Raw genomic sequence first — 22469 nt, forward strand, 5'->3', positions numbered from 1 at the left:
GCTGTAACGTGTGTTAATACACATCCACTTTTTTGTGGAAGCCATCGGCAATGACGGTGGAATCGATATTGGATTTATCGACAGAAATCGGCGTCAGTAAGAAGGAAGGAATGTCTTTCAACCCATTGTTTAACTTAGCGTTAGACTCTGGTGTTTTACCTGAACCCAGTGTTACGGCAATATCTGCGGCATCTTTCGCCAGCTTGCTGATCGGTTTATAGACCGTCATGGTTTGCGTGCCTGCCACAATGCGCTTGATGGCTGCCAGATCGGCATCCTGGCCGGAAATCGCGACTTTCCCAGCCAACCCCTGTGCGGCAAGCGCCTGAATCGCCCCGCCCGCCGTCGCGTCGTTCGATGCGACAACCGCATCAATCTTATTGCTGTTCGCCGTTAGCGCATTTTCCATAATTTTCAGCGCATTCTCGGGTAGCCAGGCATCAACCCACTGATCGCCGACCACGTTTATTTTCCCACTTTCGATCAGTGGCGTGAGCACTTTCATTTGCCCCTGACGAAACAGCTTCGCGTTATTATCAACGGGTGAGCCACCCATTAAGAAATAGTTTCCGCCGGGCACCTTATCGACGAGATATTTCGCCTGTAGTTCACCAACCTTTTCATTATCAAATGAAATATAAAAATCCACATCGGTATTATTAATCATGCGGTCATAAGCAAGCACTTTTATTCCCTCACGTTTTGCTTCCGCAATCACATTACCAAGTACCTGGCCGTTATAAGGAATAATAACCAAGACATCAACACCGCGATTGATCATGTTTTCTATTTGAGATATTTGCGTGGCCTCATTGCCGTTTGCTGATTGAACAAACACATCAGCGCCCTGCTTTTTGGCTTGATCAACAAAAAGATCGCGATCTTTCTGCCAGCGTTCAAGGCGCAAGTCATCAATCGCCATGCCTATTTTAACGTCCTTCGCGAATCCGGGCTGACAAACTAAAGTGAATACGGCACAAGCTGAGAGTAAAAAATGTTTAACTTTCATCATCGCGTACCTTTTTTATTTAAGATGCAGGGCCTAAGACTCCAATAGCCAAATGATTATTGTCGCTAAACATCCCCCCATCAATTACAGATTTTTATCCTCCAATTATGTTTTTTGGTTTAATTTCTTTTTTTTGATGCGGGTCATATTTTATTGTCGAGTCACATTTTCATGTTGTTACATATTGCGAAGCGCATTCAGATTAAATAACGTTATTTTTGCGACGCAGCGCACATTTAATAATTCTCTGAATTTCAGTGTGAAATAACGTAATTGAGGAAACACTCATCCACTCCTAAAATTACTCCCATTCCCGTCTCTTCCGTCTGGGTGGTTCTAAGGAGTTAACGATGCAAGCCTATTTTGAACAGATCGAAAAAGTCCGTTATGAAGGTAGCCAAAGCGACAATCCCTTCGCCTTTCGTCACTACAATCCCGACCAGGAAATTCTCGGTAAACGTATGGCGGACCATTTGCGTTTTGCTGTCGCGTATTGGCACACATTCTGCTGGAACGGCGCGGATATGTTCGGCGTCGGCTCCTTTGCCCGACCGTGGCAGCAGTCAGGCGACGCGCTGGAGCTGGCAAAGCGCAAAACGGATATCGCCTTCGAATTCTTTCAAAAGCTGGATGTGCCTTACTACTGCTTTCATGACGTCGATGTCGCACCAGAAGGGAACTCACTGAAAGAGTATCTGCATAACTTTGCGGTTATCACCGATGTGCTGGCGGAAAAGCAGCAGGATAGCGGCGTGAAGCTGCTGTGGGGCACCGCCAACTGCTTCACCCATCCCCGCTATGGTGCAGGTGCGGCCACCAACCCTGACCCGGATGTCTTTGCCTGGGCGGCCACGCAGGTGTTCACGGCCATGAACGCGACCAAAAAACTGGGTGGCGAGAATTATGTGCTGTGGGGCGGGCGCGAAGGCTATGAAACCCTGCTCAATACCGACCTGCGTCAGGAGCGTGAGCAGATTGGCCGCTTCATGCAGATGGTCGTCGAACATAAACACAAAATCGGCTTTCAGGGCACGCTGCTCATTGAGCCGAAGCCGCAGGAACCCACCAAGCACCAGTACGACTACGATGTCGCCACTGTCTACGGCTTTCTGAAACAGTTTGGGCTGGAAAAAGAGATTAAAGTCAACGTGGAAGCCAACCACGCGACGCTGGCGGGCCATTCATTCCACCATGAGATCGCTACTGCTGTCGCGCTGGGCGTTTTCGGATCGGTCGATGCAAACCGCGGCGATCCACAGCTCGGCTGGGACACCGATCAGTTCCCTAACAGCGTGGAAGAGAACACGCTGATTATGTATGAGATTCTCAAAGCGGGCGGCTTCACGACGGGAGGCATGAACTTTGATGCCAAGGTTCGTCGCCAAAGTACCGATCGCTATGACCTTTTCCATGCGCACATCGGTGCGATGGATACGCTGGCACTGGCGCTCAAGGCCGCCGCCAGAATGATTGAAGATGATAAACTCAATCAACTGGTTGCTAAACGCTATGCTGGCTGGAACGGAGAACTGGGTCAACAAATCCTGCAAGGTAAAGCCTCGCTGGAATCACTTGCCCAGTATGCGGAAAGCCATCAACTGGCGCCACAACACCAGAGTGGTCAGCAAGAATTGCTGGAAAATCTGGTTAACCGCCACCTCTTTGGCTAAAACGCTACGCTCACTACGTCATCTACTGCGACAAATCCAGCCCTGTCGCAGAGGCTTATCAGGAGCCACTATGTATATCGGTATTGATCTGGGTACGTCCGGTGTGAAAGCTATCCTGCTGGATGAAATCGGCGAAGTAATTGCAAGCCATAGCGCCGCGCTGAGCATTTCCCGCCCGCATCCGCTTTGGTCGGAGCAAGAGCCTGAAGACTGGTGGCTGGCAACCGATCGGGCGCTACAGGCGTTAGCGGCCGCGCACAGCCTTCGCAGCGTGAAAGCCCTGGGGCTGACCGGACAAATGCACGGGGCAACCTTGCTGGATGCCCGCCAGAACGTGCTGCGACCCGCGATTCTCTGGAATGACGGACGTAGCGCCGCGCAATGCCGAACACTGGAACAGCAAGTGCCCACATCGCGCCAGATTACCGGCAACCTGATGATGCCGGGTTTCACTGCACCCAAACTGAAATGGGTACAGGAAAACGAAAGCGAGATATTTCGCCAAATCGACAAAGTCCTGCTGCCGAAAGATTATTTGCGCTGGCGTCTGACGGGAGAATTTGCCAGCGATATGTCCGATGCTGCTGGCACACTCTGGCTGGATGTCTCCAAACGAGACTGGAGCGACACCCTGCTGGAAGCCTGCGCGTTGAGCCGCAAACATATGCCCGCACTGTATGAAGGCAGCCAGATTACCGGTTATCTGAAGCCCGACATCGCCAGCCGCTGGGGTATGCATCCCGTCCCCGTGATTGCCGGCGGTGGGGATAACGCGGCGGGAGCAATTGGCGTCGGGCTATATCAAACCGGACAGGCGATGCTGTCTCTCGGCACCTCCGGCGTTTACTTCGCCGTCAGCGACGGCTTTCTCAGCAACCCACAACATGCTGTCCACAGCTTCTGCCACGCGCTGCCGAATACCTGGCACCTGATGTCCGTGATATTAAGCGCCGCGTCCTGCCTCGACTGGGTCGCCCATCTGACGCATGCTGAGAGCGTGCCCGCGCTGTTGCAGGAAATTGCCTCGACGCCCGTCGATGACACAATCACGCCGGTGTGGTTCTTACCCTATCTTTCCGGCGAACGTACCCCGCACAATAATCCCGATGCCAAAGGCGCATTCTGGGGGCTCACCCATCAGCACGGCCGCCTGGAACTGGCAAAAGCGGTACTGGAAGGCGTGGGATTTGCACTTGCCGATGGTATGGACGCACTGCATATGACCGGGCTAAAGCCTGACAGCATCACGCTGATTGGCGGCGGCGCGCGTAGCGCCTACTGGCGGCAAATGCTGGCGGATATCAGTGGCCAAACGCTGGAGTACCGCACGGGAGGAGATGTTGGCCCCGCGCTGGGGGCGGCTCGTTTGGCGCAAATCGCCATGCACCCGCATACGCCACTGGCAGACCTTCTGCCGCCACTGCCGCTGGAGCAGGTTCATCAACCCGACGCTCAGCGCCATGACGACTATGCCGAACGGAGACGCACATTCCAGGCTCTCTACCAGCAGCTTAAGCCGTTGATGTAACACGATTCGTCCGGCACGGCGGGCAAACGGTCAACTCACCCAACGCCGCACGTCAATTTTCTGTAGCGCCATCGAAAGCAGCAGGCTGGCTCCTAGCGCGATGGCGAAAACATACAAAATATCGAGAACCGGGTGGGATGGCAGTACCACGTCATGCGTACGCAGGTAGTGAATGATCAACGCGTGGAAGCCGTAAATCGCCAGCGAATGGCGCGAAATGATGGCAAAGCCCGGTAAAATCCGCTGGCTATAGAAGTGCTTAAACGCCACCAGCAGGCTGACCGCCGCCAGAAAAACCAGCGGGCCACAGTAGATGTAAAATGTCTGGGTAAACGTATCGTTCAATAATGTGTGGTGCTTAGTCCCTAGCGCGACCAACGCGGCACATGCGATAAAGAACGGGATAGCGGCTAACGCGATTTTCTTTGGTACTTCCAACATTCCCAATGCACGCCCCAGCGCGGCATACAGCACATAGTAAAACGTATCGCCGTAAATATAGAGATTCACGGGCAGTAACTTAAACCCTTCAAATTCCACCCGCCCCGTATTGGGGTTGGCGACAACTGCCAATAAGACAATCAAGACCACTAAATATTTGCCCGATACTGGCTTGATGGTAATAAGCGGGGAGAGCAGATAAATCACGATAATGGCGTAGAAAAACCATAAGTGATAAAAGACCGGTTTTTGCAGCGCATGGTACAATGAATTCAGACCATTAATCGGCGTGAGTGTCGCAATATAGATCAGCGCGACCATACTATAAAAAAGCAGGCATAAACCGATACGCAGGAAATGTTTTTTCCCCGCGCTGCGCTCGCCAAAGAATAAGTAACCCGAGATCATGAAAAACAGCGGAACACAGACGCGCGACGCAGAGTTCAGGATATTCGCCACATCCCAGTGACCATCGCCCGGCGTACCACCTGCGGTAATAGAGTACGTTGTGCTATGAATCAGAACGACCATCATGCAGGCCAGAGCCCGCAGGTTATTAATCCAGCCGATCTTATCCGTCATGCACAACCTCTTGAAAGCAAAGCGCTATTCAAAATAGCGTAGCCGTTGTTAAGCGCTGGCACAATCTATTATCAACGATCTGCTATTATCAACCACCAGCGCTCAACAATCGGGCAAATCTAAGCGATCACGACGGACTCATACGGAAAAAACCTATTGGCTTACGCCATGCGTGCTCACCAGAACAGGCGGGAACAGCATGGCGTGAGTAAATCAGAACAGCCCCATCGGCTTATCAGAGTAGCTCACCAGAAGGCACTTGGTTTGCTGATAGTGTTCCAGCATCATTTTATGGTTCTCACGCCCGATACCGGACTGCTTGTAGCCGCCAAACGCCGCATGCGCCGGATACGCATGGTAACAGTTGGTCCAAACGCGCCCAGCCTGAATACCGCGTCCCATCCGGTAAGCGATATTTCCGTTACGGCTCCACACGCCAGCACCCAGACCGTATTCCGTATCGTTGGCTATCTCCAGCGCGTCATCCATCGTTTTGAACGTCGTTACCGCCAGCACCGGCCCGAAAATTTCTTCCTGGAAGACGCGCATACTGTTTTTACCGAACAATATCGTCGGCTCCAGATAGTAACCTTCCGCCAGCCCGCCCGACATCACCTTGCGTTGGCCGCCCGTTAGCACCTGCGCCCCTTCTTTTTTACCGATATCAATATAGTTAAGGATGGTGTCAAGCTGTCCTGCTGACACCTGTGCGCCCATCATGGTTTTGCTGTCCAACGGGTTGCCGATGCGAATAGCCTCAACGCGTTTGATTGCCCGTTCCATAAAGCGATCGTAGATAGATTCCTGCACCAGCGCGCGGCTCGGGCAGGTACAGACTTCTCCCTGATTGAAGGCAAACAGCGTGAAGCCTTCAAGCACTTTGTCAAAAAAGCTATCTTCCTTATCCATCACATCAGCAAAGAAGATGTTCGGCGATTTGCCGCCCAGCTCCAGCGTGACTGGCGTCACGTTCTGCGCCGCATAGCTCATGATCTGCTGACCCACTTCGGTCGACCCGGTGAACGCCACTTTCGCAACGCGTTTCGACGTCGCCAGGTATTCGCCAATTTCGCTTCCCGACCCATTCACGACATTAATGACCCCCGCAGGCAGCAGATCCTGAATCAGCTCCATCAAAATCAGCACCGACATCGGCGTCAGCTTGGCGGGCTTCAGTACAATACAGTTACCGGCGGCCAGCGCAGGCGCCATCTTCCAACAGGCCATCAGCAGAGGGAAGTTCCAGGGAATGATTTGCCCGACAACGCCGAGAGGCTCATGAAAATGATAAGCCACGGTATCGCCGTCAATTTCACTGATCGCCCCTTCTTGCGCACGGATACAGGCCGCGAAATAGCGAAAGTGGTCAATCGCCAGCGGCACATCCGCCCCGCTGGTTTCGCGTATCGGTTTACCGTTATCCCAGGTTTCCACCTGCGCCAGCAGCTCAAGATTTTGCTCCATCCGGTCGGCAATACGGTTAAGCACCAACGCCCGATCCTGTACCGACATGCCACCCCATTCCGCTTTTGCCTTGTGAGCGGCATCCAGCGCGTGGTCAATATCTCGTGTTGATGAACTGGCCACTTCACACATCGGCTGGCCCGTTACTGGCGTTAAATTGACAAAATACTGACCAGCATCAGGTGGAACCCAGGCTCCGCCGATAAAATTGTCATAGCGTTTTTTCAGGTTGAGAGAGCCGTATTCGTCAGATGCATGTCGGCCTTCAAAATTATCATGCGCCATTTCAGTCTCCTTTTCAGTTCCGGGTGAGCGGCCATGCCGCGGTGAAAAAAGAGGCAAACAGTAAGCAGTTAAATTAAGCCTATACGGGATATTGAGTTAGCGACAGGATTCAGCCAGAGAAGAAGACAACTCTTCGAGTTGACGCACAGTTTCTTGCGAGAAAAATTCACATCCCTTCGGTCGCGGTGAAATAATATTTTTAATTTCCAGGATTACTAACATGCAGGTATGCCAGGTGGAAGGGGTTCATTTACGCGCGGATGCCGCCCTTGACGGCGCAACGCAACATTCGGTCTATCATCCCGATTCGCTGCATCAACCGCAGTCTGACTGGCTGGCGGAAGAAGTGCCCGTTGCGCTGGTCTACAACGGCATATCGCATGTCGTCATGATGGCTTCGCCGAAAGAACTGGAACAGTTTGCACTCGGGTTTTCCTTATCAGAAGGCATTATTCTATCATCGGCAGATATCTACGGGATCGATATACAGGCCGCCTGTAACGGCATCGAAGTTCAGATTGAGCTTTCCAGCCGACGCTTTGCCGGACTAAAAGAACGACGCCGAGCGATGGATGGTCGCACAGGCTGCGGTGTATGTGGCGTAGAGCAGCTCGCGGAAATCGGCAAACCCATTTCCCCACTGCCCTTCACGCAGACATTTTCCCTCAGTAGGCTCGATAGCGCGCTGGCGCGACTACGAGACGTGCAGCAGATCGGTCAGATAACGGGTTGCACGCATGCCGCGGGCTGGATCGCGCCAGACGGTACACTATCCGGGGGGAGCGAAGATGTCGGCCGTCATGTCGCGCTGGATAAACTGCTTGGTACCCGAGCGAAACAAGGATGGCAGCAAGGCGCTGCGCTGGTTTCCAGCCGTGCCAGCTATGAAATGGTTCAGAAGTCTGCCATGTGCGGCGTGGAAATTCTGTTTGCTGCCTCGGCGGCAACCTCTCTGGCTGTTGAAGTCGCAGAGCGCTGCAACCTGACGCTGGTCGGTTTTTGTCGACCGGGACAGGCGACCATCTACACCCATCCGCAGCGTCTGAGCAAGTAAACAACACCATAAGAGTGACCGCGGTTTGCAGGCGTCAGGATATAGATTAATTTGTTTTTACATAGTGCAATAATGACATAACCGTTTGTTATCACGAGGTAAAGCAATAGGGTTCATGACATCAGAACGAGAATAATCATTTTCAATATCATTTAATTAACTATAATGAACGTATTGCTTACGCGGTACTAACACTACAGTGCCGTAACATTTTTTTTACCATGGAGATGCTAAACATGAGTTATTCACTGCCATCGCTGCCTTATGCTTATGACGCACTGGAACCGCATTTCGACAAAGAAACGATGGAAATCCACCATTCCAAACACCATCAGGCTTACGTCAATAATACTAATGCCGCGCTGGAATCTCTGCCTGAACTGGCTAAATTGCCTGTTGAAGAGTTGATCGCGCAGTTGGATAAAGTCCCCGCTGAGAAAAAAGCAGCGCTGCGTAACAACGCTGGCGGCCACGCCAACCACAGCCTGTTCTGGAAAGGCCTGAAAGCAGGTACGACGCTGGGTGGTGACCTGAAAGCAGCGATCGAACGCGATTTCGGTAGCGTCGATGCGTTTAAAGAAAAATTTGAGCAGGCAGCAGCAACCCGTTTCGGTTCTGGCTGGGCCTGGCTGGTTCTGAAAGACGACGGCAAACTGGCCGTAGTGTCTACTGCAAACCAAGACAGCCCGCTGATGGGCGAAGCGATTTCTGGTACCTCTGGCTACCCACTCATTGCCCTGGACGTCTGGGAACACGCTTACTACCTGAAATTCCAGAACCGTCGTCCAGATTACGCTAAAGCATTCTGGAACGTGGTGAACTGGGACGAAGCCGCGGCGCGTTTCGCTGGCGCGAAAAAATAAAACCTTTTGCCGCCTGATACCATCAGGCTCCTTCTGCGTTTGAATATAAACTGGAATAACAGTCTGTTGTTCCAGTTTTTTATTGTCCCCGCCCTATTTCAAGCCACATGTATGCTGGCAATATCCGGTTCATCTTTGAGCCTCTCTCCGACAGACCGCCGCTTACTGGTGCGTAAAGTTTCAGCGTGAAGTGCCGATATATACTGCGGGTTTTTATCATGTTGTTTTGCAGGAATAGGCTTGGCAAGCGGTAATCCGAGATGCTAGCACCGCTAATCTAGTGTGCATCGGGATAGTGAATTTTACTCAATACCAGATAGTGGTGGGATGTGATGGCGATGAATTTTGACAATCTAAAAGTCGGTAAAAAATTAGGATTAGGCTTTTTCCTAATTCTGCTGATGACCATGGTAATTGCCGGCGCGGGCATTATGTATATTAGCTCGCTGAAAGACAGTATTGATAAAGTTAATTTAAGCAACAATATTAATGATGAAATTAATCATGCTAAATATTACCGTGCATTATACGGCACCACCTATAATCCTGATGATATAAAAAGGAATATCGAACACATTACCAATATCAGTAAACTCGCTGAAAAGGCAAAAGAATTTAACTGGCCGAAAAATGACACCAAGAAAATAGCCAACATCCCCGAATTAATTACCAGCTATAAGGAAAAACAAAATAATTATATTAATGCCGTGAAAAAAAAGGATGCCGTCAGAGAAAGCTGGCATATTTCAACAACGGAAAAACCTCTACAACAGCTCAACGATCAATTAAAGGCAGACAACAACACTACTCTTCAATTATTACTTTCTGACCTGAATCAAAAACTGATTGCCGTCCGCTACCACGTTCGTGGTTTATTACTTTCTACCAATAAAGAAGCCGAAGAAAAGCTGATGGATGCCATTAATGCGGCACAAACGTCACTGACCTTCCTGTATCAGAGCCTGTCTGCCGAACAACGTGAAACGCTGACACCCGTTCTGACAATCTTGAACAACTATGAAGAGCAGGTTATGGCCTACATGCCAGCCTACCAGGAGGAGATGGCTCAGGCAGGGCAAATGCAGGTTGTCGCCAACCAGTTGAATAGCGTGGTTAAATCCCTGCTTAGCGATCAGCTGGCAACCACACAGGAAGACATTCACAATTCCACGCTGCAAATGAGCATTGCAGCATTGATTACGCTACTGTTTGGCCTGCTGATTTCCTGGTTCATTTCACGTCAGATCACCACACCGCTGGGCAACACCTTGAACATGGCTGAAAAAATCGCGACAGGCGATCTCACCATGTCCGTCAACACGACGCGTAAGGATGAGCTGGGTCAGTTGATGAGTGCAATGTCGAAAATGAACAACAACCTGCACAATATGATCGACGACATTCGCGTCGGCGTCAGCCAGATATCTAACGCCTCCAGCGAGATCGTCGCAGGTAATACGGACCTGTCATCACGTACCGAGCAACAAGCTGCTGCCGTTGAAGAAACCGCCGCCAGTATGGAACAGCTCACTGCGACTGTTAAGCAAAATGCGGATAACGCGCACCACGCCAACCAACTGGCTATCGGCGCTTCCCAAACCGCAAGACAGGGTGGCGAGCAGGTGAATAACGTGGTGCAAACCATGACCGCGATTGAAAACAGCTCTAAACGTATCGCGGAAATCACCTCCGTCATCAATAGCATTGCCTTCCAGACCAACATTCTGGCATTGAACGCCGCGGTGGAAGCCGCGCGCGCCGGTGAACAAGGCCGTGGCTTTGCCGTTGTCGCCAGCGAAGTCCGTAATCTGGCGCAGCGCAGTTCTCAGGCCGCGAAGGAAATCGAAGGCTTGATCTCTGAATCGGTTAATCAGGTATCACACGGTGCGACGCTGGTCGGCAACGCAGGTAAAACGATGGATGACATCGTCACCTCGATCACGCAGGTACATGACATCATGGGTGAGATCGCCACCGCGTCAGATGAGCAAAGTCGGGGAATTACCCAAATTAATCAGGCAATTGTTGAGATGGATAGCACTACGCAGCAGAACGCCGCATTGGTTGAACAATCCTCTGCCGCCGCCGACTCGCTGGAAGAGCAGGCGAGACTACTGAAGCAGGCGGTTTCCGTCTTCCGTCTGGCAAACACGCCGCATGATGATACTCCAGCAGGTATCGCGTTTACCGACCAAACGCATCATCTGCACGCGCCGCGCTAATACCAAAACAGCAAGATAGCAGAAACGACAAAGCCCCTGTTTAACAGGGGCCTCATCAACAAATCCATCACGCTAACGCGTCCATCACCTGCATCTGTCTGCGCAGAGAAACAACCTCAGAACGGTTTCGGCGCGTAGCCAGTCATCTCTTTTAAGCCCATCTCGCGCCCCAGTGCGGTCATCGGGTGTACCACCACCAAACCGCGAACGCTTTTCTTCAGCGTCCCCATATCTGCCTGCTCTTTTTTAGTAATCGCACGGCTGAAAGGCAGCTTCGCCAGTTTCTGCGCTTCTTTACTGAGTTTCTGTTCTCTCACGTTACGCAGGCGCTCAATTTCGGTCGTCAGTTTCTCACGCGCTTCCATATTGAGGGCGATAGCTTCAGCATCACCTTGTTCCAGCAGTGTGGCCTGCTTACGCGTCAGCTTATCCAATTGGTCACTAAGGCGTTTAATCTCTGCTTTTTCCTGCTCTTTCATAAAAGATAACCTGTATAACGGGAGAACAATGCGGAGCACAGCATACACTATACTCTTGGCTGACGCAGTGATGTGATACGGTGGAATCGCGTTAAAACGCCTTTTTCAGGCTAATTTGCGCAATCAGCGTGGTCAGGGATAACACCAGCGTGGAACGCACCATCTGCTGATAGCGCTGCTGCTGCATGTTCACCAGAAGCGGATCGCCAGCGTCGGCTCCCGACGGCAAAGCGGGTTCTGCGGGCAGCGCCGTGACGCAATGCAGCTCGCCGATGGGCCCCAAAATTTCATCGTCGGTAAAACGGTAATGACCATCGTCATGCGCCAGTTCGTCACCCAGCGCTATTAACAGCTCCGCATCTTCGTACTCTTTACGGCTGATCATCCCCAGACCATAAATCAGCTTCAGGCGCACGGAAAGGTCGCCCAGCGGGCCCGTTCCCGTCATCAAGGGTTCAACGGCATATTTCACCGCATAGTCGTCTTTACGGAACACCTGCAACATCAGGAGACTGACCGCTTCAGCCAGCAATTCAACAGCACAAAGCATAAAATCGCGTACGGTCTTCCCTGAGTTCAGCGCTTCCAGAACCCGGTTTTCAAACGCCTGTGTTTCTTCCATCGTCACTTCTCGACTCTTTAACCCCGCACACGGCATACCCCATCTCGGCAGCATGCTTACCAGCAGGTGTGGCGACCTCCCATCCCCGACGTCGCCCATATACATGACATTGTGTCGAAAAGACCACACCTGCCTGGTGACGAGACGCGCCGATTACTGCATGGCGTTATACACATTCACTGCTTGCGCGACAACCTCGCTGTTAGCATCCAGACCAGAAATCTGTGCCAGCGCCGCCTGCGGCCCCTGTGCACGGAGTAACTCCGTCAGTTCGAGCGCCTGCGGATCTTGTTCGCTGCGATAATGCATCGCGGCGGCAATACCAGTAATCAGGTTGTCATGTGGCAAATGGTATTCCAGCGTTCCCAGCAGCGGCTTGATCAGACGGTCGCCAGCACTCAGCTTACGCAGGGGTTGGCGGCCTACGCGTTCCACATCATCATGCAGATGGGGGTTTTCAAAACGGCTGAGAATCTTGTTGATATAGGCCACATGCTTATCTGCATCAAAACCATAGCGTTTGATGAGTACCGCGCCGCTCTCTTCCATCGCCCCTTTGACCACCGCTCTGACTTTCGGGTCAAGAATCGCATCGCGAATCGTTTGATGGCGCGACTGCTGACCGAGGTAGGCCGTAATCGCATGACCAGTGTTGAGCGTGAAGAGCTTGCGCTCGACAAACGCCATCAGGTTGTCGGTCAGTTCCATACCGGGAATCGCTGGCGGCTCGCCGCAGAACTGGGTTTTATCGACGATCCATTCACTGAAGGTTTCTACCGTCACCGCCAGCACATCATCGCTACCGGCTTCAGAAGGAGGAACAATGCGGTCTACCGCAGAATCGACAAATCCTACATGCTCAACAACCCATTCCTGATGGCCTTCCGGCAGCAGTTTCAACACATGCTGTTTTAACTGACTAGTACCGCGAACCATATTTTCACAGGCAATAATGTTCAACGGCCGGGTATTGGCGTCGTTATGACGCTTAACCAACCCCTGAGCGATAGTTCCGGCGATTTTTTCCAGAATTTGTGGCCCAACCGCGGTCGTTACCAGATCGGCCACGGCAATCAGCGCCACGGCATCCTGGCTACCGCTGTGAACGGCGCTAACGTTGCTCACGGTTTCAAGGCGTGTGCTATCCCCAACAATCCGCACCGTATAGCTTTTACGGCTGTTCAAGGCATCCAACAGCGGCTGATTAACGTCAGCGAATGTCAGTTCGACGTTGGCATCCGCCAACAATTTACCAATAAATCCGCGGCCAATATTACCTGCGCCAAAATGTAATGCTTTCATGAGACATAACCTTAATAAAACATAAAAAGAGGCCGCCCGAAGGCGGCACTAGTCCTATCAATTAGGCACGCTTTTTACCGGAGAGTAAGTCGAGTACTTCCTGAACATCCTGGGTGTGCGCCAGACGTTCAATAACCGCATCGTCATCCAGCGCATTGGTCAGGCTGGTGATAACCTGGATATGTTCGTTGTTGCGCGCCGCGATACCGATAACCAGACGCGCAACCTCATCTTCTTCATCACCAAAGCGAACGCCTTCGGGGTATTGGCAGAAGACCACGCCCGTTTTCAGCACGCGATCTTTCGCTTCAATCGTACCGTGTGGCACCGCGATCGATTCACCCAGATAGGTAGACGTCAGCTTTTCGCGCTCCAGCATCGCTTCAACATATTCCGGCTCGACATAGCCGCCTTTCACCAGTTGCTCACCAGCAAAACGGATTGCCTGCTCTTTATCTGTCGCATGCTGATTCAGGAACACATTGCCTGCACCCAGTTGGAACAGGTTCGTCCGCTCATCGGCAGCCGCAGGGGCAGACGTCGCGACGGTTTCAGGCTGCGCGGCACCCTGCGCAGCCACCAGACGCGCCGCCAGATCGCTATACAGACCGCTATCAAGGAAATTGGTCAGCGAAATGTGCTGTGCCTGCGGCGCATGACGCATCGCGCGCTCGGTCAGGTCACGGTGTGTAATCACCAGATCCACATCGTCCGGCAGGCTGTTGATCGCGCTATTGGTCACCGAAATGTTGGTCAGCCCGGCATCCTGCACTTTCTTGCGCAACACACCAGCCCCCATCGCACTGGAACCCATACCGGCGTCACACGCTACGATGATTTTACGCACGGTACTCATGTCACCGCTGATACCAGCGCTCGTCGCCGTGCCTTTAGAAGACGCTTTCATTTCCTGCATACGGCGCGTTGCGTCACTCAGGTCTTCTTCTTTTTGCTTAGTGCTTTTCAGCAGAATCGCCGACACAATGAAGGACACCGCGAAGGCCGCAGCAATGGCCGCAAGGTTAGCGAAGTAAGCGCCTTTTGGCGTCATCGCCAACACCGCCAGAATCGAGCCCGGAGATGCAGGAGAAACCAAACCACCGCCCAGCACGCTCAGCGTAAATACGCCAGTCATCCCGCCCAGAATCACGGCGATAATCAGGCGTGGGTTCATCAGCACATACGGGAAGTAAATTTCGTGAATCCCGCCCAGGAAGTGGATAATCGCCGCACCCGGCGCTGACTCTTTCGCGTTACCGCGACCGAAGAACATATAGGCCATCAGCACGCCCATACCTGGGCCTGGGTTCGCTTCGATCAGGAAGAAAATAGATTTGCCGGTTTCCGTCGCCTGCTGAATACCTAGCGGTGAGAAGATACCGTGGTTAATGGCGTTGTTCAGGAACAGGATTTTCGCCGGCTCAACGAAGATGGAGGTAAACGGCAGCAGGTTATTCTGTACCATCAGGTTAACGCCGGAAGCCAGTACCTGAGAGAAGACTTCAACCAGCGGACCAATCGCCAAAAATGCCAGGATTGCCAACAACATACCGATAATACCGGCAGAGAAGTTGTTGACCAGCATTTCAAAGCCGCTCTTGATCTTGCCGTCGACCATGCGGTCAAAACGTTTGATCGCCCAACCGCCCAACGGGCCGACGATCATGGCGCCGAGGAACATCGGGATATCGGTCCCAACGATCACGCCCATCGTCGTAATCGCTCCCACCACACCACCACGCTCACCGAATACCAGACGCCCACCGGTATAACCAATCAGCAATGGCAGCAGATAGGTAATCATCGGACCGACGAGCTTCGCTAACGTTTCATTGGGAATCCAGCCGGTAGGAATAAACAGTGCGGTAATAATACCCCAGGCGATAAAGGCGCCAATATTGGGCATGACCATATTGCTGAGGAAGCGACCAAAGTTTTGCACTTTGATCTTAATATCTGGTGAAAGCATAAAAACACCCCCCTATTGAAACGCGCTGACAATAAGAGCGCGTGGTAATTATCGTGAGACGGCGTGGCAATATGTGTTAGTCGCAGCGATGGTTAGCAACAACGACCGACAGCCTTATCTTTACCGAGATATCAGCAATGACCCAAATCTCGACTGTTATAGACATATCGGTTATAAAAACACCGATTGCTTCCGTCAGTATTACTGTATGCAGCGCGGACTCTAACACGCTGTTTTCATACCGCAACTCCATGGCGGAAACGTGACAAAAATCACACACCCCCCCTACATCAACGATACAAATAGGTGATTTTCTTCACAAAAAACCGTTATAAATGAAAAACTAAACCAATTTACAGACCAATACGACTCCTTATATGTGATTTAAATCACACTTTGCAGAGGTGTAATTGTTTTATTTATGTGATGTTAATCACAATTTATTTTCCCCTTGCGCCTGCCATCATCCTCTTATCAGAAGACCTATCCGTAATAACGCATCGCTGAAATATGGGAAAACGACACGGTTAGGGAGAACTGACACCATTTACCCCTCTGAGCGCATTCATTAAATTCTGCTGTTGCATGGGTAACGCCGCCACCATGCTGTTATATTGCGCCACCTGCTGCGACGTACGGAATTGCACAGACGCACCATTAAACACGGCCTGATCGCCCTGAGCCTGAAGGAAATCGCCGATCTGAGTCAGGCTCTGTGCGAAAGCAATCGCATTCGGAATGGCGGGTAACAGCGCGTTAGTTGGCTGTATTACCGTGCGTGCATACAACCGCTCATAAGGTATCTGCACCTCATCAGGCTGTTTTAGCGTCCGGTGGGCATTGTCCGCCTGCACTTTCGCCGCCTGCACATGCTGGCTCAACAGGTTCATTGCTCCGATAGATTGCCGAAGATCATCACGCTGTGTCAGATAGTCTTTAGGGACGCGAATCCGGGAAATTTGCTCTAGCATTGGCGTCAAACTGCCGGATACCGCCTGAGTAAACTGCTGAGAAAAGGTAGTTAAGATCGCGTAATCGTTGGCAAAATTGCCAAATATCTTCTTTTGTTCTTCCGTCAATGTCGGCAGCTTCCCATCCTGCTGCGACTGCGCGCTTTGCAGGAACGCAACGAATGCCTTCCGCTGCTCCGCCTCACTGTCACCACAGGCGGCCAGTTGCAATGTCGCCAGAATAACCAGAACTGGCAGCAGCCAGCGTGAACGGTACATCATCAGCCTTCTCATTCCCCACTCCTGTTATACTCACTGCCCCGCCAGCCGTGCTTTATTCAGACAAAAACACACCCGCGATGGATTTTCCATGACAAGATTTTTACGACATAAGCATAGTCGAATCAGGCTGGCTGTGCAGAAAAAGGCCAGCGCTGACAACATAATGCCGTTCTTTTAAGGATCGAGATACCGGGGGCTACCACAGTGCGAAGCATCCCTACCGGAACCTCATTACCGTGTTTCCCCCTATAAAATGCAAACGCATTTTAAATGCCACTTGTGGCAGCCCGTCAGGGCGAGCACAGGAACTGGGCGAGTAAATCCATACTTAAATGAACAGAATTAAAGTATGACAACAGGGTTGTCGCATGGAGTAGTCAGTCGTTACAGACAGGAACAGCGAGGCGGGACGTTTACAACGCGGAAAAATAACCCCCGAACAGGAGAACCTACTCGGGGGTTGAGACAACGGTAACGCTATCGCCGTTATTGCAGGACGGAAATATCCGCAACCTGCAAGAACAGTTCACGCAGTTGGCTTAGCAGCGTCAGGCGGTTCACACGCACCTGCTCATCTTCCGCCATCACCATCACCTGATCGAAGAATGCATCGACAGGTTCACGCAGTGAGGCCAGCTCAACCAACGCTTCCTGATAGCGACCTTCAGCAAACAGCGGTGTCAGCTTGTCGCGCAGCACGACAAGGTGCGTTGCCAACGTAATTTCCGCCGCATCTTTTAATACAGCAGCGTTGACGCTCTCATTCAGCGTATCGCTAGATTTCGCCAGAATGTTAGAAACGCGCTTGTTAGCCGCTGCCAGGGCCGCAGCGGCATCCAGCGAACGGAAGTGGCTGACGGCTTTCACTCGGGCATCGAAATCTGCCGGACGAGTTGGACGACGCGCCAATACCGCCTGAATGGTATCCACGCTGTGGCCTTCTTCCTGATACCAGGCGCGGAAACGGCCAAGCATAAACTCAATCACATCATCCACAACGTTGGCGTTAGTCAGCTTGGCGCCATACAAGCGCACCGCTTCTTCGGCCAGCGTCTGCAAATCCAGCGGCAGGCGTTTCTCGACGATAATACGCAGCACGCCAAGGGCAGCACGACGCAGCGCAAACGGGTCTTTGTCGCCTTTTGGGTGTTGGCCAATGCCAAAAATCCCTGCCAGTGTATCCATTTTGTCGGCAATCGCCAGCGCACAGGCCACTGAGGAAGACGGTAGTTCATCACCTGCAAAGCGTGGCTGATACTGCTCATTCAGCGCAACGGCAACATCTTCCGCTTCGCCATCATGACGCGCATAGTGCATCCCCATCACGCCCTGCGTGTCGGTGAATTCAAACACCATGTTGGTCATCAGGTCACACTTGGACAGCAAACCCGCACGCGTCGCATGATTCACATCAGCGCCAATCTGACCAGCCACCCAGCCTGCCAGTGCCTGAATGCGGTCGGTTTTGTCGCGCAGCGTACCCAACTGCTGCTGGAACAAGACCGTTTCCAAGCGCGGCAGGTGATCTTCCAAACGCTTCTTACGGTCAGTATTGAAGAAGAATTCGGCATCGGCAAGGCGCGGGCGCACCACTTTTTCGTTACCGGAAATAATCTGCTGTGGATCTTTGGATTCGATATTGGCAACAAAGATGAAGTTTGGCAGCAGATTGCCGCTGTTGTCGTAAACCGGGAAATACTTCTGGTCACCTTTCATGGTGTAAACCAGCGCTTCGGACGGCACAGCGAGGAATTTTTCTTCAAATTTCGCGGTCAGTACCACTGGCCATTCCACCAGCGAGGTGACTTCTTCCAGCAGGCTGTCGCTCAGATCGGCATTACCGCCAATCTTGCGTGCGGCTTCTTCCGCATCAGCTTTGATTTTGGCTTTACGTGCATCGTAGTCGGCGACGACTTTACCGCGCTCCAGCAGAATCTGCGGATACTGTTCGGCGTTATCAATCGTAAATTCAGCTTCACCCATAAAGCGGTGACCGCGAATAGTACGAGCGGAGTCGATACCCAATACCTGACCGGGGATCAGTTCGTCACCCAGCAGCATAGTGACGGTATGTACCGGACGGACGAACTGCGTGTCTTTATCACCCCAGTGCATCAGCTTTGGAATCGGCAGCTTCGCTAATGCCGTACTTACCATGCCAGCCAGCAGCACCTGTGCCTGCTCGCCTTTCGCGTGGGCGCGATACAACAGCCACTCGCCTTTGTCGGTCGTCAAACGCTCAGCTTGCTCAACGGTGATGCCACAGCCACGCGCCCAACCTTCTGCCGCTTTGGTTGGCTTACCTTCAGCATCAAACGCTTGGGCAATCGCCGGACCCCGTTTTTCTACTTCACGATCGGGCTGAGACGCGCTTAAGCGTGCCACTTTCAGCGCCAGACGACGCGGCGCGGCAAACCAGCTTACATCACCGTGTGCCAGATTGGCGGCATCCAACTCCGCCGTGAAATTCGCGGCAAAGGATTCTGCAAGATTACGGAGAGCCTTCGGCGGCAGCTCTTCCGTGCCAATTTCCACCAGAAAAGTCTTGTCAGTCATGGCTGCCTCTTAGCTCTCTCTCTTATGACACATCGGGAAACCCAGCGCCTCACGAGAGGCATAGTAGGCTTCCGCAACCGCTTTGGTCAGGGTGCGAATACGCAGAATGTAGCGCTGGCGCTCGGTAACCGAGATCGCTTTACGTGCGTCCAGCAGGTTAAAGCTGTGCGCTGCTTTCAGAATGCGTTCGTAAGCCGGTAAAGGCAGCGGTTTTTCCAGCGCCAGCAGGTGCTGCGCTTCTTTCTCGTATTGCTCAAAACAGCTGAACAGGAAATCAACATCAGCGTGTTCAAAGTTGTAGGTCGACTGCTCGACTTCGTTTTGATGGAACACGTCACCGTAGGTAGTTTTCCCTAACGGGCCATCGCTCCAGACCAGATCGTAAACGCTATCAACGCCCTGAATGTACATCGCCAGACGTTCCAGACCGTAGGTGATCTCACCCGTTACCGGTTTACATTCCAAACCGCCAACCTGCTGGAAGTAGGTAAACTGCGTAACTTCCATACCGTTCAGCCAGACTTCCCAGCCCAGGCCCCATGCGCCCAGCGTCGGGTTTTCCCAGTTGTCTTCCACGAAACGAATATCGTGAATGGTCGGATCCATGCCCAGCTCTTTCAGGGAACCCAGATACAGTTCCTGAATATTGTCCGGTGATGGCTTAATGACGACCTGAAACTGGTAATAGTGCTGTAAACGGTTCGGGTTTTCGCCGTAGCGCCCATCGGTCGGACGACGAGAAGGCTGCACATAGGCAGCGGCCATCGGTTCTGGCCCCAGCGCCCGCAGGCAGGTCATTGGATGTGAAGTGCCTGCGCCGACTTCCATGTCCAATGGTTGAACAATGGTGCAGCCCTGGCGAGCCCAGTAATCCTGTAACGTCAGGATCAGGCCCTGAAAGGTCTTGGTATCAAACTTTTGCATGTTGGATTCGCGCGCGATACAAGTGGATTTATAAGGAATGCGCCAGTATACCCTCTGACCGCAAGATATACAGCCAGAATGCGGTAACAAGTGCAAATCCCTGTCATCATCTTTCAAATTTCAGGATCAGCCTGAAAAAACGGTCTGTAACATCTTCAAACTCAGCAGCAGCAACAGAGCGGCAAAGGCCTTTTTCAACGTCGCGACGGGCAGACGATGGGCCAGCCGCGCCCCAACGGGCGCGGTGAAGAAGCTAACAGCAGAAATCAGGAGAACGGCAGGCAGGGAAACATAGCCGACGCTGTAGTCGGGCAGTCCGGTCACAGACCAACCATTGAGCATGTAACCCAGTGTGCCGGAAAGGGCAATGGGTAAACCAACCGCGGCTGACGTGCCGATCGCGTTCTGAATGCGGACATTACACCACGTCAGGAACGGCACCGTGAGCGACCCGCCGCCGATCGCCACCAGTGCCGAAATGCTGCCAATCACCAATCCCGCCAGAGAAACGCCTGCCGTACCGGGCAACTGGCGCTGTGGTTTTGGCTTGATATTCAGCACCATTTGCAGCGAAACATAGGCCATAAAACAGGAGAAAAAGATCGCCAACGCCCGCGTCGGCAACAGCGTCGCCAGCCAGGTGGCCGCGAATGTCCCAATCAGGATAGCGGGCGTAATCCGCACGACCACAGGCCAAAGCACCGCCTGATGTTGATGATGCGTGCGCAGGCTGGAAATCGCCGTGACGACAATCGCCGCCATTGATGTTCCCAACGCCAGATGCACCAAATGTGTATTCTCCACACCCTGTGCAGCAAAAAGCGCCGTCAGCACCGGCACCATAATGCCGCCGCCGCCAATACCCAATAACCCCGCCATAAAACCGACCACCGCACCTAACGCCAGATAGGCTGCCATCCACTCCACTGCCATTCCCTGTACCCTTGTCTATGCTTTTCTTATGATCGAGTAAACAGCTTTGAGCGAATAAACAGCCCTAAGCTAATGAATAGCTTTAAGCTAATAAATAGCCCGAAGCTGTTGGCAAAACATTATTCACGATTCCACGACGACTTTCCGCCCCATCCGCAAACGACATTTCATATCTGCGAGCACGCCTGCAAAACACTGGTTGCTTATACAGCATTATAAATGCCATCATCGCACCACATTGCGACAGACCGCCTTACAATGAAGGCATCACCATCATCAGGAGAAAGGTATGCAACGCTGCGGTTGGGTGACACAAGACACCTTATATCAGGATTACCACGATAACGAGTGGGGAAAGCCCTGCTCCGACAGCCAGAAGCTGTTTGAGTTACTGTGTCTGGAAGGCCAGCAGGCCGGTCTTTCCTGGATCACCGTGCTGAAAAAACGCGAACACTATCGCCGTTGCTTCCACCAGTTCAATCCTGAACGAGTGGCGCAAATGACGCAGGATGATGTGGATCGGCTGATGCAGGACAGCAGCATTATCCGCCATCGCGGAAAAATCGAGGCGATTATCACCAATGCAAAAGTGTGGGTGGCGATGGAAAGTCAGGGAGAGAGCTTCTCGCACTTCATTTGGTCTTTTGTCGGACACCAGCCGCGTCTCAATCATCCCGCTTCACTTGCAGAAGTCCCGGCCAAAACGGACATTTCGGATGCTATGTCCAACGCTCTGAAGAAACGCGGCTTCAAATTTATCGGTTCAACCATCTGCTATGCTTTCATGCAGGCAGGTGGGCTGGTCAACGACCATGTCACCGACTGTTTTTGTCATCAGGCAAGCACATCATGATTCGCCCTTACCGCGACCGCGATCTCGAACCGTTGATACAGCTTTGGCTAAAGAGCACCATTCTGGCGCATCCATTTATTCGTGAAGGTTACTGGCGAGACAGCGCCAGCGCGGTACGTGAGATCTATATTCCCCAGTCGCAAACCTGGGTTTATGAGGAACAAGGGAGCCTCATCGGCTTTATCAGCGTGCTGAAAGCACGGTTCATCGGCGCGCTGTTTGTAGAACAAGCCTATTATGGAAAGCAGATTGGTACAGCGCTGATCCAACACGTTCAGGCACAGTTTCCCTTACTCAGCCTGGAAGTGTATCAGCAGAATACGCGCGCCTGTCGGTTCTACCATAAGCAGGGATTTGTCGTCGTTGAGGAAAACGTCAATCAGGATACGCAGGCCACGGCACTGATCATGCAATGGGCGAACGAGGGAGCAGCCAATGCCACTCCCCCCGGTTTAGGCGGTCACCGCTGAGTCATCGACTC

At 52.3% G+C, this 22469-nt stretch carries 18 protein-coding genes; 7 read left to right on the top strand and 11 right to left on the bottom strand.

All coding sequences use genetic code 11. The features are described 5' to 3' along the window. Positions 1 to 13: 13 nt before the first annotated feature. Positions 14 to 1009 carry a D-xylose ABC transporter substrate-binding protein gene (gene xylF / locus ACKQAD_RS08360; protein ID WP_409159812.1) on the bottom strand — a complete coding sequence of 332 codons (996 nt, stop codon included), beginning with the start codon at positions 1007 to 1009 and terminating at the stop codon, positions 14 to 16. A 350-nt stretch (positions 1010 to 1359) separates the two neighbouring features. Between xylF and xylA the strand changes: the two genes are divergently transcribed. Further along, on the top strand, positions 1360 to 2679 hold the full coding sequence (gene xylA, locus ACKQAD_RS08365; RefSeq protein ID WP_409159734.1) for a xylose isomerase: 1320 nt from the start codon (positions 1360 to 1362) through the stop codon (positions 2677 to 2679). 70 nt (positions 2680 to 2749) lie between these two features. Continuing rightward, entirely contained in the window at positions 2750 to 4207 is a 1458-nt protein-coding gene (gene xylB, locus ACKQAD_RS08370; RefSeq protein ID WP_409159735.1) for a xylulokinase, read from the top strand. A gap of 30 nt (positions 4208 to 4237) precedes the next feature. Here xylB and ACKQAD_RS08375 read toward each other — a convergent pair whose 3' ends face one another. Next, entirely contained in the window at positions 4238 to 5230 is a 993-nt protein-coding gene (locus ACKQAD_RS08375; protein WP_409159736.1) for an acyltransferase, read from the bottom strand. A gap of 213 nt (positions 5231 to 5443) precedes the next feature. Continuing rightward, the gene (gene exaC, locus ACKQAD_RS08380) at positions 5444 to 6979 is read right to left on the bottom strand and encodes an acetaldehyde dehydrogenase ExaC (RefSeq protein ID WP_409159737.1); all 1536 of its coding nucleotides are present in this window, start codon (positions 6977 to 6979) and stop codon (positions 5444 to 5446) included. A gap of 220 nt (positions 6980 to 7199) precedes the next feature. Between exaC and fdhD the strand changes: the two genes are divergently transcribed. The 3 genes from fdhD to ACKQAD_RS08395 all read left to right on the top strand — a co-directional run bounded on the left by fdhD (position 7200) and on the right by ACKQAD_RS08395 (position 11118). Continuing rightward, positions 7200 to 8033, top strand: coding sequence for a formate dehydrogenase accessory sulfurtransferase FdhD (fdhD, locus tag ACKQAD_RS08385; protein WP_409159738.1), 834 nt, complete (start codon positions 7200 to 7202; stop codon positions 8031 to 8033). 236 nt (positions 8034 to 8269) lie between these two features. Continuing rightward, entirely contained in the window at positions 8270 to 8896 is a 627-nt protein-coding gene (sodA, locus tag ACKQAD_RS08390) for a superoxide dismutase [Mn] (protein WP_409159739.1), read from the top strand. Positions 8897 to 9228: 332 nt separating this feature from the next. Further along, positions 9229 to 11118 carry a methyl-accepting chemotaxis protein gene (locus ACKQAD_RS08395; protein WP_409159740.1) on the top strand — a complete coding sequence of 630 codons (1890 nt, stop codon included), beginning with the start codon at positions 9229 to 9231 and terminating at the stop codon, positions 11116 to 11118. A 116-nt stretch (positions 11119 to 11234) separates the two neighbouring features. Here ACKQAD_RS08395 and ACKQAD_RS08400 read toward each other — a convergent pair whose 3' ends face one another. The 8 genes from ACKQAD_RS08400 to ACKQAD_RS08435 all read right to left on the bottom strand — a co-directional run bounded on the left by ACKQAD_RS08400 (position 11235) and on the right by ACKQAD_RS08435 (position 21135). Continuing rightward, on the bottom strand, positions 11235 to 11597 hold the full coding sequence (locus tag ACKQAD_RS08400) for a YibL family ribosome-associated protein (RefSeq protein ID WP_409159741.1): 363 nt from the start codon (positions 11595 to 11597) through the stop codon (positions 11235 to 11237). A 91-nt stretch (positions 11598 to 11688) separates the two neighbouring features. After that, positions 11689 to 12255, bottom strand: a complete 567-nt coding sequence (locus tag ACKQAD_RS08405) for an MltR family transcriptional regulator (protein ID WP_409159813.1) — start codon at positions 12253 to 12255, stop codon at positions 11689 to 11691. A 117-nt stretch (positions 12256 to 12372) separates the two neighbouring features. Beyond that, positions 12373 to 13521: a mannitol-1-phosphate 5-dehydrogenase gene (locus ACKQAD_RS08410; protein WP_409159742.1), complete on the bottom strand. Its 1149-nt coding sequence runs from the start codon at positions 13519 to 13521 to the stop codon at positions 12373 to 12375. 61 nt (positions 13522 to 13582) lie between these two features. Further along, positions 13583 to 15490 (bottom strand): PTS mannitol transporter subunit IICBA, encoded by a 1908-nt coding sequence (locus ACKQAD_RS08415; RefSeq protein ID WP_409159743.1) that lies wholly within the window; start codon positions 15488 to 15490, stop codon positions 13583 to 13585. Between the two features lie 527 nt (positions 15491 to 16017). Continuing rightward, positions 16018 to 16734: a DUF3053 domain-containing protein gene (locus ACKQAD_RS08420; protein ID WP_409159744.1), complete on the bottom strand. Its 717-nt coding sequence runs from the start codon at positions 16732 to 16734 to the stop codon at positions 16018 to 16020. 474 nt (positions 16735 to 17208) lie between these two features. Next, positions 17209 to 19278, bottom strand: a complete 2070-nt coding sequence (gene glyS / locus ACKQAD_RS08425) for a glycine--tRNA ligase subunit beta (RefSeq protein ID WP_409159745.1) — start codon at positions 19276 to 19278, stop codon at positions 17209 to 17211. A gap of 9 nt (positions 19279 to 19287) precedes the next feature. Next, the gene (gene glyQ / locus ACKQAD_RS08430) at positions 19288 to 20202 is read right to left on the bottom strand and encodes a glycine--tRNA ligase subunit alpha (RefSeq protein WP_409159746.1); all 915 of its coding nucleotides are present in this window, start codon (positions 20200 to 20202) and stop codon (positions 19288 to 19290) included. A gap of 126 nt (positions 20203 to 20328) precedes the next feature. After that, positions 20329 to 21135 (bottom strand): sulfite exporter TauE/SafE family protein, encoded by an 807-nt coding sequence (locus tag ACKQAD_RS08435; RefSeq protein ID WP_409159747.1) that lies wholly within the window; start codon positions 21133 to 21135, stop codon positions 20329 to 20331. Between the two features lie 289 nt (positions 21136 to 21424). Between ACKQAD_RS08435 and ACKQAD_RS08440 the strand changes: the two genes are divergently transcribed. Continuing rightward, on the top strand, positions 21425 to 21988 hold the full coding sequence (locus ACKQAD_RS08440; RefSeq protein WP_409159748.1) for a DNA-3-methyladenine glycosylase I: 564 nt from the start codon (positions 21425 to 21427) through the stop codon (positions 21986 to 21988). Further along, positions 21985 to 22458, top strand: coding sequence for an N-acetyltransferase (locus ACKQAD_RS08445; RefSeq protein WP_409159749.1), 474 nt, complete (start codon positions 21985 to 21987; stop codon positions 22456 to 22458). Before ACKQAD_RS08440 ends, ACKQAD_RS08445 begins: the two co-directional genes overlap by 4 nt. The last annotated feature ends 11 nt before the right edge of the window (positions 22459 to 22469 follow it).

Origin of the sequence: Pectobacterium artocarpous (assembly GCF_046159765.1) — a bacterium.
Classification (GTDB): domain Bacteria; phylum Pseudomonadota; class Gammaproteobacteria; order Enterobacterales; family Enterobacteriaceae; genus Pectobacterium.

Coding starts and splice junctions, on each gene's coding strand:
- ACKQAD_RS08420 (WP_409159744.1), bottom strand. CDS start 16,734: ATGAGAAGGCTGATGATGTACCGTTCACGCTGGCTGCTGCCAGTTCTG.
- ACKQAD_RS08375 (WP_409159736.1), bottom strand. CDS start 5,230: ATGACGGATAAGATCGGCTGGATTAATAACCTGCGGGCTCTGGCCTGC.
- xylF (WP_409159812.1), bottom strand. CDS start 1,009: ATGAAAGTTAAACATTTTTTACTCTCAGCTTGTGCCGTATTCACTTTA.
- glyQ (WP_409159746.1), bottom strand. CDS start 20,202: ATGCAAAAGTTTGATACCAAGACCTTTCAGGGCCTGATCCTGACGTTA.
- ACKQAD_RS08445 (WP_409159749.1), top strand. CDS start 21,985: ATGATTCGCCCTTACCGCGACCGCGATCTCGAACCGTTGATACAGCTT.
- glyS (WP_409159745.1), bottom strand. CDS start 19,278: ATGACTGACAAGACTTTTCTGGTGGAAATTGGCACGGAAGAGCTGCCG.
- ACKQAD_RS08435 (WP_409159747.1), bottom strand. CDS start 21,135: ATGGCAGTGGAGTGGATGGCAGCCTATCTGGCGTTAGGTGCGGTGGTC.
- ACKQAD_RS08395 (WP_409159740.1), top strand. CDS start 9,229: ATGGCGATGAATTTTGACAATCTAAAAGTCGGTAAAAAATTAGGATTA.
- xylA (WP_409159734.1), top strand. CDS start 1,360: ATGCAAGCCTATTTTGAACAGATCGAAAAAGTCCGTTATGAAGGTAGC.
- ACKQAD_RS08415 (WP_409159743.1), bottom strand. CDS start 15,490: ATGCTTTCACCAGATATTAAGATCAAAGTGCAAAACTTTGGTCGCTTC.
- ACKQAD_RS08440 (WP_409159748.1), top strand. CDS start 21,425: ATGCAACGCTGCGGTTGGGTGACACAAGACACCTTATATCAGGATTAC.
- sodA (WP_409159739.1), top strand. CDS start 8,270: ATGAGTTATTCACTGCCATCGCTGCCTTATGCTTATGACGCACTGGAA.
- ACKQAD_RS08400 (WP_409159741.1), bottom strand. CDS start 11,597: ATGAAAGAGCAGGAAAAAGCAGAGATTAAACGCCTTAGTGACCAATTG.
- exaC (WP_409159737.1), bottom strand. CDS start 6,979: ATGGCGCATGATAATTTTGAAGGCCGACATGCATCTGACGAATACGGC.
- ACKQAD_RS08405 (WP_409159813.1), bottom strand. CDS start 12,255: ATGCCGTGTGCGGGGTTAAAGAGTCGAGAAGTGACGATGGAAGAAACA.
- ACKQAD_RS08410 (WP_409159742.1), bottom strand. CDS start 13,521: ATGAAAGCATTACATTTTGGCGCAGGTAATATTGGCCGCGGATTTATT.
- xylB (WP_409159735.1), top strand. CDS start 2,750: ATGTATATCGGTATTGATCTGGGTACGTCCGGTGTGAAAGCTATCCTG.
- fdhD (WP_409159738.1), top strand. CDS start 7,200: ATGCAGGTATGCCAGGTGGAAGGGGTTCATTTACGCGCGGATGCCGCC.